13 protein-coding genes are annotated in these 14,140 nt (G+C 48.0%); 8 read left to right on the top strand and 5 right to left on the bottom strand.

Annotated elements, in window-relative coordinates; all coding sequences use genetic code 11:
• Nucleotides 1-135: 135 nt before the first annotated feature.
• Complete coding sequence (locus ACSAZK_RS09375) at nucleotides 136-1,569, top strand: methanogenesis marker 14 protein (RefSeq protein ID WP_440953904.1); 1,434 nt, start codon at nucleotides 136-138, stop codon at nucleotides 1,567-1,569.
• 177 nt (nucleotides 1,570-1,746) lie between these two features.
• On the opposite strand, the gene ACSAZK_RS09370 is transcribed toward ACSAZK_RS09375, so the two are convergent.
• Entirely contained in the window at nucleotides 1,747-2,070 is a 324-nt protein-coding gene (locus ACSAZK_RS09370) for a DUF2098 domain-containing protein (protein ID WP_440953903.1), read from the bottom strand.
• Between the two features lie 354 nt (nucleotides 2,071-2,424).
• Nucleotides 2,425-3,384 (bottom strand): GTP cyclohydrolase MptA, encoded by a 960-nt coding sequence (gene mptA, locus ACSAZK_RS09365; protein WP_440956986.1) that lies wholly within the window; start codon nucleotides 3,382-3,384, stop codon nucleotides 2,425-2,427.
• A 421-nt stretch (nucleotides 3,385-3,805) separates the two neighbouring features.
• Here mptA and ACSAZK_RS09360 point away from each other — a divergent pair, with 421 nt between their 5' ends.
• Nucleotides 3,806-4,090 (top strand): non-histone chromosomal MC1 family protein, encoded by a 285-nt coding sequence (locus ACSAZK_RS09360; RefSeq protein WP_440953902.1) that lies wholly within the window; start codon nucleotides 3,806-3,808, stop codon nucleotides 4,088-4,090.
• 439 nt (nucleotides 4,091-4,529) lie between these two features.
• Nucleotides 4,530-5,426 carry an acetylglutamate kinase gene (gene argB, locus ACSAZK_RS09355; RefSeq protein WP_440953901.1) on the top strand — a complete coding sequence of 299 codons (897 nt, stop codon included), beginning with the start codon at nucleotides 4,530-4,532 and terminating at the stop codon, nucleotides 5,424-5,426.
• A gap of 195 nt (nucleotides 5,427-5,621) precedes the next feature.
• Here the strand turns inward: argB and ACSAZK_RS09350 are convergent, their stop codons facing one another.
• Both ACSAZK_RS09350 and guaA read right to left on the bottom strand, forming a co-directional pair.
• Entirely contained in the window at nucleotides 5,622-6,662 is a 1,041-nt protein-coding gene (locus ACSAZK_RS09350) for an archaeosine biosynthesis radical SAM protein RaSEA (RefSeq protein WP_440953900.1), read from the bottom strand.
• A gap of 83 nt (nucleotides 6,663-6,745) precedes the next feature.
• Nucleotides 6,746-7,660 carry a glutamine-hydrolyzing GMP synthase gene (gene guaA, locus ACSAZK_RS09345; protein ID WP_048177132.1) on the bottom strand — a complete coding sequence of 305 codons (915 nt, stop codon included), beginning with the start codon at nucleotides 7,658-7,660 and terminating at the stop codon, nucleotides 6,746-6,748.
• A gap of 339 nt (nucleotides 7,661-7,999) precedes the next feature.
• Here guaA and ACSAZK_RS09340 point away from each other — a divergent pair, with 339 nt between their 5' ends.
• The gene (locus ACSAZK_RS09340) at nucleotides 8,000-8,188 is read left to right on the top strand and encodes a hypothetical protein (protein WP_440953899.1); all 189 of its coding nucleotides are present in this window, start codon (nucleotides 8,000-8,002) and stop codon (nucleotides 8,186-8,188) included.
• A 44-nt stretch (nucleotides 8,189-8,232) separates the two neighbouring features.
• On the opposite strand, the gene ACSAZK_RS09335 is transcribed toward ACSAZK_RS09340, so the two are convergent.
• Nucleotides 8,233-9,129: an NAD-dependent epimerase/dehydratase family protein gene (locus ACSAZK_RS09335; protein WP_440953898.1), complete on the bottom strand. Its 897-nt coding sequence runs from the start codon at nucleotides 9,127-9,129 to the stop codon at nucleotides 8,233-8,235.
• A 674-nt stretch (nucleotides 9,130-9,803) separates the two neighbouring features.
• On the opposite strand from ACSAZK_RS09335, the gene ACSAZK_RS09330 reads away from it, so the two are divergent.
• From ACSAZK_RS09330 to ACSAZK_RS09315, 4 genes are all read left to right on the top strand, one after another.
• A complete protein-coding gene (locus ACSAZK_RS09330; protein ID WP_440956985.1) occupies nucleotides 9,804-10,661 on the top strand; it encodes a DUF1616 domain-containing protein in 858 nt (285 codons plus the stop codon).
• 2 nt (nucleotides 10,662-10,663) lie between these two features.
• On the top strand, nucleotides 10,664-11,584 hold the full coding sequence (locus ACSAZK_RS09325; RefSeq protein WP_440953897.1) for a lysostaphin resistance A-like protein: 921 nt from the start codon (nucleotides 10,664-10,666) through the stop codon (nucleotides 11,582-11,584).
• A 428-nt stretch (nucleotides 11,585-12,012) separates the two neighbouring features.
• Entirely contained in the window at nucleotides 12,013-12,981 is a 969-nt protein-coding gene (locus ACSAZK_RS09320) for an NAD-dependent epimerase/dehydratase family protein (protein ID WP_440953896.1), read from the top strand.
• 270 nt (nucleotides 12,982-13,251) lie between these two features.
• Entirely contained in the window at nucleotides 13,252-13,920 is a 669-nt protein-coding gene (locus ACSAZK_RS09315) for a DapH/DapD/GlmU-related protein (RefSeq protein ID WP_440953895.1), read from the top strand.
• Nucleotides 13,921-14,140 lie beyond the last annotated feature (220 nt).

Raw genomic sequence — 14,140 nt, 5'->3', positions numbered from 1 at the left:
TTAGTCTTATAAATTGCAGCTCATAAATTAGTCTTATAAAATACAACTCATAAATTAGTCTTATAAAATACAACTCATAAATTAGTCTTTTAAAATACAACTCATAAAATTTACAGATTTTAAGAAGGAATAAAAATGGCTCTGAAACCCAGAATTGCTGAATCCCCCCAGGTCCGTTTACTTGACCTGAAGTCAAAACCTTTCTTCATCGTGGCTTCCGTGGAAGTCGGAAACACCACCACGAAATGCATCCTGACCGCTACCAACATGGATACAGGCAGGACTCATATTATCAACAAGGTAGTGAAGATGACCAGGGATGTCCGGGGTCCGAAACCCGGAGAAGTGGTTTTTGGCAGGACGCTTACGGGCGTGGAACTGACCCGGCAGTCCATTGCGGAGCTTGTGAGCAACAGCCTGCTCGAGTCCCTGGATAAAGCCAACCTGGATATTAAGACCGACCTCAACTTTGTTGTCCGTTCCACAGGGGTTGTTGCGGGTTTTGATTCTCCGGATGAGGTCGGGGAATTCGTCAAAGCCCTTGCAGAGGGCTGTCTCCTTGCCGGCGTTCCCCCAAAAAACATGACTCCTCCGATGTCCACCTCAAATATCCCAAAAAAGTTCCAGAAATACAGCAAGATGGAAAAGGTGGTTTTCGACGGGGCTGTTGCAGGAGTCCTGCCTCCAATAGGCTCCACAGGAGTTGAAATTGTTGCGAATGAAATGGAAGGAGAACTTGCAACGGCAGGGATCAAGGAAGCAGCCAAAATGACGGACGTGGATTTCAGGAATCCCTGTATCTCCATTGATTTCGGGACCACTCTGGACGGAAGGATAACAAGCCCTGACTTGCCCTATGCAAAGACCGTCGGGAACTTCTGTGGCTACGCGGGTGCAATCCCCGACGCCATCATTCGGGGTTCAAGGGTCGTGGACGCTAAACTGGGAACTGCGCTCGATGTTCTGAAAGGCGAAAAGCCTACTTCTTTCCTGACCCTGAAAATGAAGGGCAAGGTAATCCAGGAATATACAAAGAGAATTAACGACCTTATCATTATAGAAAAAGTCCCGGAACACAGGACGAGGTACGGAAGTGTGCCAGTGAGTTCCGAAGGGGCTAAAGAAGTGGGGGTCGTGCTCATCGGCTGTGATGTTGGAGAAAACGGGTCCGATATGGGTAAACTGAGCGCAATCGGCATGGAAATCTGCAAGAAATATGGGGTACAGGTTATCTCGGCTGTCATTGACGAGGTAATGGCGGATGTTACCTGCAGGCTGGTTAAAGTTGCAAAAGATGAAGGCCTGGTCTTTGAGGACAGCACCATTGGGATCACAGGCAGGGCCGGAATTACCGGGAACAAACCAAAACTGATCCTGAAATGCCTGGATGAAATGGGCATTGCCCCGAAAGTCGATGAGCGCGTTGTTTTCGTGGACGACGGGCTTGCCCGGGGTGCAGCTGTCATGGCCCGCTGCATGAATTCCCTTGGAACACCTCAGTATCCCCTTGGAGGCCGGCATGGGGGGAAGTGTATCCTTGCTCAGAGGGTCAAATTGCAAAATAAATGAAGCAAATAAACAACGAAAATAAAAAATGAAGCAAATAAACAACGAAAATAAAAAATGAAGCAAATAAACAACGAAAATAAATAACTAAAGTAAATGGACAAATAGGCAGCTGAAAATAACACACAATTTTTCAAAAAAGCGTTGAATATAATATCCTTAATAGAGAGGGCTGGAGTATTAGCCTCCTGCCCCTCCTCCGGTCGTTTTTGAAAGATCGAAAGCTGCCACGTCCTCCTTTCCTCTCCGGATAAGTTCTTCCATTTCTTTGGCTGTTAATTCCTTTTCTTCTTTCTTTTCCTTGAGTTCAATGTGCGTGACTTCCAGGGTTTCATCCCTGTACCAGAGGTTTGTTGCCTCGAGCAGTACCCAGACTCCCTGTTCATCTTCTTTTATCTCGCTTACGCGGCTTATTGTATCAGTGTTGACGTATTTGACAACGTCCCCCACATTGATGGGTTTATTGTTTCGGCCAACAGCCGTGATGACTTCAGCTTCAGCCATTATTTCACCTCGACGGCTCCCGGGGCATGCTTGCTTTTACGACCCCGCAAAGTCCTTTGTTTCTCAAGATTGACTGCTTATAGGTTATCCCGTCCCTGTAATAAACTTTGTGCGGCCTTTTTCCCTGATGGAATGCTCGGGAAAAGGGGCTGGAAAGGAAACACGGGTCCTATTTTGCGGCTTTTCCGGAAAAAGAATGGGTTGACTATAATATTTTGGGGAATTTTGTGAAATGGACGGGGAGTTTAAGAAATATCATCTAGTGTCAAATAAATTCTAAATGTCAGATGGGAATTGGCAACTGGCACAAAATAATGGAAAAATTAAATAAATTAAAAAAAAGAAAAAAAGATGTTAGTTGTTGTTGATCTCTTTCTTGAGTTCTCCAAGGAGGGCAACCCTTTCGGCAAAGGCATTGTGTCTGTGGATACTTTCCTCATTGACTTGCTTAATGGTAATCACTGCGTCGTCGGGAAGGTTGGGGAACTCTTTTACGACGTTATCGGCCATGGTCCTTACACAGTCTTCCACGAATTTCGGGTTTTTGTGGGCGGTTTCCACGACGGCCTTTTCATCGGAACGCTTCAGGACTTCAAAGACGCTGGAACTCATGGAGTGCTCGATGATTTCGATCAGGCTTTCCAGGGACACGTCGAAATCGTGTGCCACCTTAATCGAGATTGTACCCCTCCCGCGCTGGTTGTGAGTGGCCATCGGAACCCTTTCCAGGAACTTGATGATGGTCTCTTCTTCAATGCCAAGGTTAGCAAGTTCGGTTGCTGCCTTATCCCTCATGATTTCCTGGGCGCAGGGGCAGGCAGTCATCCCTACCACTTCAGTCCCTATGAGTTTCTTTACATCAAAGTAGTCGTCATCGCCGCTGCCTCTTACAGCCGAAGCTTCGGCAAAAATGTTCACGACTTCCTGGCATTTCATGCCTGTGGCCGGGGAAGCACGCCTGACCATGTATTCACTTGTCATCCTGACTTCTGCCTGGTTGGCATATTCGTGGCGGCCTAAAAGGTTGTGTGCGATATCGCTGCAGAGTTTCTCAATCTCGTACACAGGCATGCTGAGTATATTCTCCAGCACCTCGTCAACGGCTTCGAAATTGCGTGAGAGGTTAGCTCCCTTCCTGTCAGAAGGCAGGTCAACAAAGACGTCAAAGGTTGAAATCAGTACGATTGGACGTTTGTCTCTTCTTTTTATTTCAACGAGTTTTTTTACGTTTGTAACCCCTACCCTCGTGAGGTTGATAGGCACGCTCGGTTTGCTGGCCTGGACGTCGGGGAGGTTGAAAATACAATTTTCCATGTTAACCAGATCCATAAAAAGATGAATGTTCGATTTTATACGGATAAATTTGATTGGTACGGATTTTGCAATCTTGCAATTTTATATGCATTTGCAAAATATAATAGCCATTAGGGGTTATAGCATGTAAAGCTTATGCTTTCTATTTTTCAGTTCTTTTCCAAAAGTACAATAAAACATTCTTTTCCAAAATGCTATTACCCGTTTCCTGAACCCATATTTGGGTATATTTCCAACAAGCCATAAATATTTAAATATTTCCCATACAGAGCACAATATAGAAAAATTTAGTTTATATAGAGTTCACGGTTTTGGGTAATTTTTCACCAAAACACTAACTATAGCCAACTTCCTGAAGAAAGACTTTATATACTTTAAAACTTAATCAGTGTCTAGCAATACAATTTGCGAGGTGACCTTTATGTCCAACACAAGAAATTTTGTTTTACGAGACGAAGCTGGCAATGAGCACGGAGTATTCACCGGAAAACAGCCTCGGCAGGCTGCTCTCAAGGCTGCGAACCGTGGTGCCGGCACAAAGAAGAAGCCGGAAATCATCCGCCTCAGGGAACGCGGGACAAAGAAGGTGCACGTTTTCAAGGCATGGAAGGAAGACGTCGAAGCCCCCAAGAACAGGCCTGACTGGATGCCCGAGAAAATCAGCAAGCCCTTTGTCAAGAAAGAAAGGATTGAAAAGCTCGAGTAAATTGCATTTGTCACAGCCCCTGCAAATAGGGGTTATTTCTTTTTCTTTCCAATATTTATATATTCATTTTCCTGGAAGGGACTTTATTTTTCAAAACTTTCCGGGATCGTTTATTTCAGAACCTTTAAAGGAAATTCCTCTTTATACGACGTTCTGTTCTCTAAAGAAAATTCCTCTCTTTATGTGTGAAGCTTTGTTCTCTAAATGCAGTTCTGGTTTTTTAAATGAAGTTCTGTTCTCTAAAGAATATTCCTCTCTTTATGTGTGAAGTTTTGTTCTCTAAATGCAATTCTGCTCTTCTCGGATTCCTTATCCTATAAATCTTTTTTGAGCGCCCGGAGGATCTTTATGGTTCTTTGAATCTTTTTTCTTCAATACCCTGGGGTTTGGGGTTTCTTTTAACGATAGGTTTAATAGCAGAACTTCTGATTCCTAGGTCATGTCACTGAAGCGAGAGAATGTGCTTATCGAGGCCCTGCCTTATATGCAGGAGTTCTATGACTCGGTCATGGTCATCAAGGTTGGTGGAAATGCCATGGTCAACGTACAGGTCATGGAAGACATCATCAAGGATATCGTGCTCCTGCGTTTTGTGGGGATCAAGCCGGTGATCGTGCACGGGGGCGGCCCTGAGATCACGGAAAAGATGACGCGCATGGGGAAGAAAGCCGAATTTGTGGAGGGGCTTCGCATAACGGATGACGAGACCCTGGAAATCGCCCGCATGGTCCTGGTGGGCAACATCAACACGAAAATGATTTCCCTTATAGGGAAGGCCGGGGGCAAGGGTATAGGGCTAACGGGCCACGACGGGAGAATGATTCTCGCCCGCAAGAAAGCCGTTCAGAAGGTTATGGTTGAAGGCGTGGAAACCGAGGTTGATATCGGCTGGGTGGGAGAGAGCGAGGTCATCAATCCTGAAATCCTCCGGATTGTGCTTGAAAAGGGCTATATCCCTGTAATCTCCCCGATTGCCGTGGACGTGGCAGGCAACGCCCTGAACATCAACGCCGATACTGTTGCAGGAGACATTGCCGCAGCTCTCAGTGCCAAAAAACTAATCCTCATGACCGACGTCTCCGGGCTCCTCAGGGACATGAACGATCTCGAAAGCCGTATCTCCCGCATCACGCTGGATGATGTCGATCCCCTTATCAGCGAAGGAATTATCCGGGGGGGCATGATTCCGAAAATCAAAGGAGCGGCTGTGGCCGTAAAAAGCGGGGTCGAGAGGGCTCACATTATAAACGGTAGTGTTTCTCATTCCATGCTTCTCGAACTCTTCACAGACGGCGGAGTCGGGACAATGATCTACGGGCCTGGCTTTGAGCCATAAGAAAATAAAAGTTCGACTAAAAAGTTCGGCGGGAAGAAGAAGTATTCAATAATAAAGGACGGAAGGTATGCCGACCTGTTTATGATGACAAGGTGCCGGCTTCCCTTTCTTTAAATAAGGGGGATGAACCCTCTCCTGTTCTTACTTTTTGTTTTTCCGATTATTTTTCTGCCAATTAATTTTTCTTTTTTTCTGTCACTCTAAAATCGGCGTCCCGTACGTAAAGTCCTCTATTTCGAGTACTTTTTTCCAGAGCTCTTTGCATCCGCAGTCGACTTTTTTGAGGTCTGCGGGGTCCTGGGTCAGGGAGAATTCCCTTATCTCGTCTGCGACATCTCTGCTGCATATTTTGCAGTTGTGAGGGCCACGTTTTGAGCCTGCGCCGACGGGGTCGGACATCATGGGAAGGTCAGGATGGGCTGCTTTTGCCTGCTTCAGGATTTTTACGATGCTCCAGAGCCAGGGGGGGCGGTACTGGCCTTTTTCCCAGAGGGACTCGACCAGAGTTCCTTTCTGGACGTTACAGAGGTTGATGGAGATGGTGTCCGAATAGGGAGCAGCGTCGTCGATGGAGCGGAGGATGTCTTCCATGGCCTGTTTTTCGGAGAGGAAGAGGGGTTTTAGCATGAGGTAGGTTTTTACGGTTACCCCGTGCTTTTTTGCTATCTCGGCGGCGCGGACGAAGTCCCTGAAACTGAAACCTTTGTTGATGGAGTCTTTCCTGATCCTGTCGGAACTGGTCTCAAGACCAAAGGCAAGTTCGAAGGGCTTTTCTCTCATAATGCCGAGGCAATCCTGCACGTTTTCGTCGCTTACGAAGCCGGGGCGGGTTTCCACGAGCACCTTGACCACACGGGGGTCAGCTGCCAGGGCTTCGAGGATTATGTGCCGCGCTTCGAGGGGGACTTCCTGGTCATCCAGGAAACTTCCTGAGGTGAAGATCTTGATCATGAGCTCCGGAAACTTTTCGGCTTTTTTCATCGCTTTTTCAAGCTGGGCCTTATAGTCTTCCAGGGTAGGGGGTTCGCTTGCGCAGTCGTAGACATAGCCGCACATGGTGCACCCTCCGGCTTTTCCCCAGCGGCACCCTGCGGTCTTGAAAATCATCGTCAGGGTCTTTGTCTCTACACCGTTTACCAGGTCGCTTCCTGTCCAGCTTGCCGCCGGCACGTCTGTTGGGGAAGGCCTGACCTTTATCCGCTGCCGGATATCGAGTACTGCTTTATTCAGGGACATGGTTGTGAAAACTCGCTTTAAAGCTAGGTTTGTCGAATACTTTTCAAAAAAAAGAAAAAGATTGTTTGAAGCCTTTTCCGGCTTTATTCGAACTCAATGGTCGCAGGCGGTTTTGGCGTGATGTCGTAGACAACCCTGACCACGCTCGGGATCTCGGAGGTGATCCTGGACTGGATGTGCCTCAGGACGTCCCAGGGCAGTTCCAGCGCTTCTGCGGTCATCCCGTCCCGGGACCCGACAGCCCTGACTGCCATGATCCAGCCGTAGGCCCGGATGTCGCCCTTGACCCCGGTCCCTTTACCGATCAATGCGGCATAGGTCTGCCAGGGGCAGAACCGGTCCAGAAGTTCTTCTTCTACAATGGCGTTTGCCTCACGGGTAGCTTCGAGCTTCTCTTCGGTAACTTCCCCGAGCACGCGCACAGCCAGTCCCGGACCCGGGAAAGGCATCCTCTCGCAGATTTCCTCTGGCATTTCAAGCGCCCAGGCAACTTCCCTTACCTCGTCCTTGTAAAGGTCGTCAATAGGTTCCACAATTTTCTTGAAATCAACTACTGAAGGCAGTCCACCCACGTTGTGATGGGACTTGATCCCGCCCTCGGACTCGATCCTGTCCGGGTAGATGGTGCCCTGGATCAGGTACTCAGCCTGCAGCTCCTTTGCTTCCTCTTCGAAGACCCGGATGAAAGTCTCTCCGATTGCTTTTCTTTTCTCCTCGGGATCTGTGATCCCCTTGAGAGCTCCCAGGAACCTGTCCTTCGCAAACACGATGTGCAGGTTCATGTGGGAAAAGATGTGGGCGATCCTTTCGGTCTCCCCTTTCCTCATGAGCCCGGTATCTATATAGATGGGGTGCAGCTTCTCCCCGATTGCCCTGTAAGCCAGCTCCGCACAGACCGAACTGTCCACGCCGCCGGAAAGAGCAATTATCGCCCTCCCCTCGATTTCGTTTTTGATCCTATCAATTGCCTTTGGAATGAATTTCTCGGTTTTTACCATCGAAATGCTCCTTTGAATGGTACTTTTATTCCTTCGGATTAGTTACCTTGAATTAGACTTCGAATTGATTTCCGTTGAATAATAACCGTGATTGGTGAAAGCTAATAGAATTATTAGGATTTGATTATGTTTTAGTTGGATATATGTGTCAGTGCATGGGGGTTTTGATATTTAAAGGTATAGTAGGTGGATGGTCCACTATTATATAGTGACATTTTGAGACACTTAAATGTTAGAAGGTCTTGCGTGGTACCCCCTTTGAATCGGTAATCCCGCATTCTTTCGCAGGTGCATTTCTACGCGGCTGCAAACCCGGATGTAAAACAGGGAGTTTCAACCATGGTTCACTTTGACCAGAACAACCCGGCAACCTATAAGCTTCCGGAAGCCATGCGCAGGCAGAGGGGCCGAAAGCTTGCGTTTACCTCCACTACCACCGTCTACGGGGAAACAAAAGTTATGGCAACCTTGAAAAACTACACCCCCCATCTCGATTTCCCTTTACGGGGCGTCCAAACTTACCTGTGAGCCCTTGGTAACCTTGTATTCCCACACCTTTGATATGCAGGCCCTTAAAGCATTCCCTCGAGGCCTTCCCTGAGCTTGAGCTCGCCTTTCCACCAGCCAGAAATCTTTGAAACGTCGGCGCGGGAGTCACGGACATCCCCTGCACGGGGGTCGGCATGGACTATTTTTCCCGAGGAGCCGGTGAGATCCAGGATGGTTTCTGCAAGTTCAAGGATGGTTATGCTCTTTCCCAGGGCAACGTTGAAGACTTCCCCGTCCCCGTGTTCCAGGGCTGCGGCGTTTGCCCGGACAACGTCTTTTACGTGGACGAAGTCCCGGGTCTGGAGCCCGTCTCCGTAAATCGTAAGGTCTTTTCCTGCTTTTGCCCTTTCCAGGAAGATGGGGATTGCCGCTGCATAGGGGGATTTCGGGTCCTGACGGGGGCCGTAGACGTTGAAGTAGCGCAGGCAGGTGGTCCGAAGCCCGTAGTCCTCGTAAAACATCCGGGCAAGGTACTCCCCGTCCAGCTTGGAGATCGCGTAAGGGGAGGCAGGTTCAGGGTACATGTCCTCGCGCTTGGGGAGGGCGGGGTTGTTTCCGTAGATCGCCGCCGAGGAGGCGGTCACGAACTTCTCGACTCCGGCTTCTACGCAGGCCTGGAGCACGTTCAGGGTCCCGAGGGTGTTTGTCCTGAAGGCTTCGGCAGGTTTTTCACAGCTTAAGGGGACGGAGACCAGGGCCGCCTCATGAAAGACATAGTCCATGCCGGAAACAGCTTTTGACACGGCGGAGGGGTCACAGATATTCCCTTCGAGGAATTCGATGTTTTTGTGTGCAGGGACGTTTTGCAGGAAGCCGGTTGCCAGGTTGTCAAAAACCCGGACTCTGTGCCCTTCATCCGCAAAATATTTGGCAATATGGGAGCCGATGAACCCTGCCCCGCCTGTAACAAGTATATTCATGGTTTTTAGAGAAGGGGGGAAAAAACATAAAATTTTCCGTGTGAGTCGGAAAGTTCCGGGATACATTTTCATTCCGTATTTACACCTGTTCTTCAAATCCGTTCTTTGAATCTGTTCGAATTTATGCAGACTCTCTAAAGACTCTTTTAAAAAGGGAAAAACTTTTCATAGAAAGGAACAATATGAGTATGGGGAAGTTAAAAACTTGAAGAAGCCCAGGGGGAATTTTTCATTATAAATGGTAATCGGATCTTGGAGTGGGTTCTTTTAGGAGCCTGGAGTGCAAGTTTTCGAGAGCCTTGGGTATAGGCTTTTCGGGGACCGGAATACAAGCTTCAGAGCTTTGAGTATAAGCTTTTCGGGGACCGGAATACAAGCTTTTCAGAGCCTTGGGTATAAGCTTTTCGGGGACCGGAACACAAGCTTTTAGGGACTGGATTGGGATCTTTTTTGAGACCCGACCCGGATACCACACTGCATATCCTCCGGTATCCAGCTAACAAATAAATTGAAACCGTAACCGGACCGGAGTACAAGGATTCCATTTCAAAATTAAGAACTCATTCAATAGGACTTACTTGATACATCAGGTGTGGAAAGAAGAAAGTGATTAAAAAATTATTCTCAGAGGGAAAATGGCCGGAAATAAACGATTTCCTTTGGACTTGCTGCTGGTGGCAGGTCTTGTACTCCTGACAGATATCTTCGTGCTGACGCCGGGGCTTAACGGGAGTTTTATCAGGGTGGTGTTGGGGATACCCATGGTGCTCTTTTTGCCGGGGTACACGCTGGTGGCAGCGCTCTTTCCAGGAAAAGAAGACCTGGACTGGATCGAGAGGGTTGTCCTTTCCTTAGGGCTGAGCATTGCAGTCGTGCCAATGATGGGGCTCTGGCTGAACTATACGGCCTGGGGGATAAGGCTCATGCCCATAATTGTGAGCCTTTCGGTTTTTACGCTCCTCATGTGCGGGGTTGCATACTACCGGAGGCGGAACCTTCCCGGGGAAGAAGTTCTTGTGTTGTCTTTCAGGGCTGTGGCTCTTGACCTGAAGGACGAAATCCTGAAAAAACCGGAAACAACAGTAGAGAAAATCCTCATGGTGCTCATGGTCTTTTCCATTCTTGCATCGTTGGGGACCCTTACCTATGCTGCTGTGGTGCCGAAAGAGTACGAGCACTTTACGGAATTCTATATACTGGGGCCAGAGGGTATGGCAAGCAACTACCCTACAGAGTACGTGCTTGGTGAAGACGGGACTGTCATTGTGGGGATTGTAAACCATGAGTACCGGACAGTAAACTATGCGATGGACACCCGGCTTGATAACAGGTCCCTGGACCTTCCCGAAAACATGAAATATATCAGCCTGGCCCATAACGAGAGCTGGGAAGAAACTCTAGAAATCACGCCGCCTTTCGAAGGGACGGACATGAAACTTGAGTTCCTTCTCTTCAACGATACTGAAAAGGAAGTCCCATACCGGGAACTGCGTCTCTGGATAAACGTAAGTGAAAAGGCTGAGGAGGCCTGAACATGGCAAGCCCGGAACTGGTAGACGAGACTTATGAACATGAAAGGAACTCCGCATCTTTCCTGAACGAAATAGATCAATTCGAAAGGAAAAGGGAGTTGGGGAAAAAAGTGAGTGAAAATAGCGAAGTCCAGGAGGAGCCTGAAAACGCCTTGCCCCGGCACAGGGGAGTTCTTGAAGCTATCCCGTTACTGATTGTCGCTTTTGCCGAACTGATGATCTACGAGGGGAGTCTGGATGAAGCCATAATGGCGCACACCCTGCTCCTTATAACCTTGGTAGTGTGCATTGCGCTCATCAAGGACCGTGAGATACAGCGGACCTACCAGATCCTGATGCTCCTCCCGATCCTCCGTCTGGTCAACCTCGCAACACCTGTCTTTTTTGAAGATACACTCTATGCCCTGGCTTTCATCTACGCCCCCATGGCAATCCCGGTAGCAATTATTGCCGTATACCAGGAGTTTACCCTTGAACAGATGGGCCTGACTTTGAGGAGGCTCTGGCTCTTCTTCCCCTTAGCCGTCTCCATGGGCGCGGTTCTTGGCTATGGGGAGTATACCATACTCCAGGTAAGTGTAAGAGATGCTCTTATCCCGGACCTGAGCCTTGCAAGCCTCCTGAGCCTCGCAATCGTGATGATCTTCTTCGTCGGGCTAATCGAAGAACTCATCTTCAGGGGTCTTCTCCAGACAAGGCTCGAGTCGTTCCTGGGCCCTGCCGCAGGCATCCTCGTTGCAAGTCTTCTCTTCGGACTCATGCATGCAGGTTACGGCAGTCTCACTGAGATCCTTTACGCCATCTTCGTGGGAGTTTTCATAGGCCAGCTCTACTACAGGACAGGGGACCTTACCCTTGTGGTTCTTATCCACGGCTTTATGAATATCTTCGTTTTCGGGATTTTTCCCCTGATGGGACTGTAAACGGGCATGTTCCAATTCGAAAGGCTGTGCTGTACCAGCCGAGTTGCGCCAGCCGAGTTGCGCCAGCCGAGTTGCGGCTCGGCAGTGCGCGGTCCGTTTCGGTCGCTTTGCTCCCTCAAGCGGACTTAAAAAAGAGGCTGGCATTTATACCGGTCGCTTTGCGGCTCGGCAGCAAATACATTTATGGTGCTTTTTACCCTCGTTTTTCCGGGCGCGGATCTATTTTGCGGGGGGTTTGGAGGCGGGGCTGCCTGATATGAATAAAACCAAATCACTTAAATAAATATAAAGTGTATCCAGATAAAAATTTGGGTAGTTGATAAGTTATATTTTGTGAATAATTAAGTGCATCCTGGTCTATTACAGTAGGTCAGGAGAAATATTTCATATAAAAAAATTCATATATAAAAATAATATGAAGGGATTTTATGGCATTTGGTGAAAAAAACCCGTTCGCGGGCAAAGTCCTGGTGACGGGCGGGGCTGGTTTTATAGGGAGCCATCTGGTGGATCGCCTGGTGGAGGATGGAAATGAGGTGGTGGTGCTGGATAACTTCAGCTCGGGAAGCATGGGTTTTATCGAGCAGCACCTTAATAAACCGAATTTTGAACTTATAAGTGGAGACATGCTTGACACAAAGCAGCTCGAAAGGGCTCTTTCAGGCATAGATTTCGTCTTCCACGTAGCTGCAAACCCGGATGTAAAACTCGGAGTTTCGGATACGAAAGTCCACTTCGACCAGAACATCTTTGCAACTTACAAGCTCCTGGAAGCCATGCGGAAAACCGGCGTTGGAAAAATAGCTTTTACTTCGACTTCCACTGTCTACGGAGATGCAAAAGTCATGCCTACTCCTGAAGACTACGGCCCTCTCATCCCTATCTCCCTTTACGGGGCCTCCAAACTTGCCTGCGAAGCCCTTATCACTTCTTATACCCACACCTTCGACATGCAGGCCTGGGTATTCAGGTTTGCAAATATAGTCGGCCCGAGAAGCACTCACGGGATTACCGTGGACTTTATCCGCAAATTGCGGGAAAACCCGGCCCGGCTTGAGGTCCTGGGGGACGGGAAGCAGGAAAAATCCTATCTGCACGTCTCGGAATGCGTGGAATCGATCCTTTTTGCCATTGAAAATAGTACCGAAGAAGTCAACATCTTCAATGTCGGGTCAGAGGATACCATCAGTGCTACCCGGATAGGGGAGATTGTTGCGGAGGAACTGGAGCTTTCGGATGTCGAGTTTACCTACACCGGCGGGAGCAGGGGCTGGAAAGGAGATGTCCCGAGGATGAGACTCGGGATTGGGAACCTGAAGGGAATAGGGTGGAAGCCTGGATATTCTTCGGAAGAGAGTGTGAGGGAGACGGCGAGGGCACTGCTTTGTGAAAAATAATCAAATAATTTAAATAATTATACAGAGTAATTAGCCCGGAACTAAAAATATTTACAAACACGCCAGGCCGGGAAAGCCAGGGGGCCATAAAAATCAAAATCATTCCTGGAAGCCGGCCAGGTGCGCACGGATAAAATTCTCAAATCAGCCATTTGATGCACATTTTATGGTAAACAGCTTCCGTAAAACAGTTTCCGGTGAACAGCATTTGAAACATATTGTTCTGAAGCATATATTCTGAAGTATATCTGAAATAAAATGGGGGAAGAAATGAATTCGAGCGGGTTTAGAATCCACAATTCTTCAAAAGTATACGGCTCTTCAACAGTCGGTGAAGGAACAATTATCCTGGAAAACGTGATTCTGGGATATCCCGAGCACAAAATCCTGATGGAAATCCTGAAACAGGGCCTGGAAATCGAAGACTACGATTTTCCCGGCTGCACAATAGGTCCGGATTCGATCGTAAGGGCGGGGAGTACAATCTTTTCCAGGGTGAGGGCCGGGAAGAATTTCAAAACAGGCCATAACGTGATGATCAGGGAAAATACCGGCATCGGAAACAACGTACTCATAGGGACAAACGTCATTATCGATGGCAACGTCAGGATCGGGGATAATGTGAGCATCCAGGGAAATGTTTACATTCCAACTAATGTGACTATCGAAGATAACGTCTTTATCGGGCCCTGTGCCGTACTTGCAAATGATAAATATCCTATAAGGAAAGAGTACCCTCTCAAAGGCCCTGTCCTCCGGAAAGGGGCATCAATAGGTGCAAATGCAACTCTTCTTCCGGGTGTTGAAATAGGGGAGGGCGCTATGGTGGCGGGAGGGGCTCTTGTTACGAAGGATCTCCCTCCATGGAAACTGGCAGCCGGAGTCCCTGCAAAAATTCTTGACCTGCCGGAAGATTTGAAAGAACTGAACAAGATCTAAATAAATCGGAATAAGATCTGTAAGATCCGAATAAGGTCTTAAAGAACCAGATCTACTGAGATTCGAATAAGGTCTTAAAAAACAGATTTAATGAGATTCGAACAAGGTCTTAAAGAACCAGATCTACTGAGATTCGAACAAGGTCTTAAAAAACAGATTTAATGAGATTTGAATAAGGTCTTAAAGAACCAGATCTACTGAGATTCGAACAAGGTCTTAA

The organism is Methanosarcina sediminis (assembly GCF_052056915.1).
GTDB lineage: Archaea > Halobacteriota > Methanosarcinia > Methanosarcinales > Methanosarcinaceae > MTP4.
The sequence above is the reverse complement of the archived record's forward strand: the minus strand, read 5'-3'. Positions and strand labels throughout refer to the sequence as shown.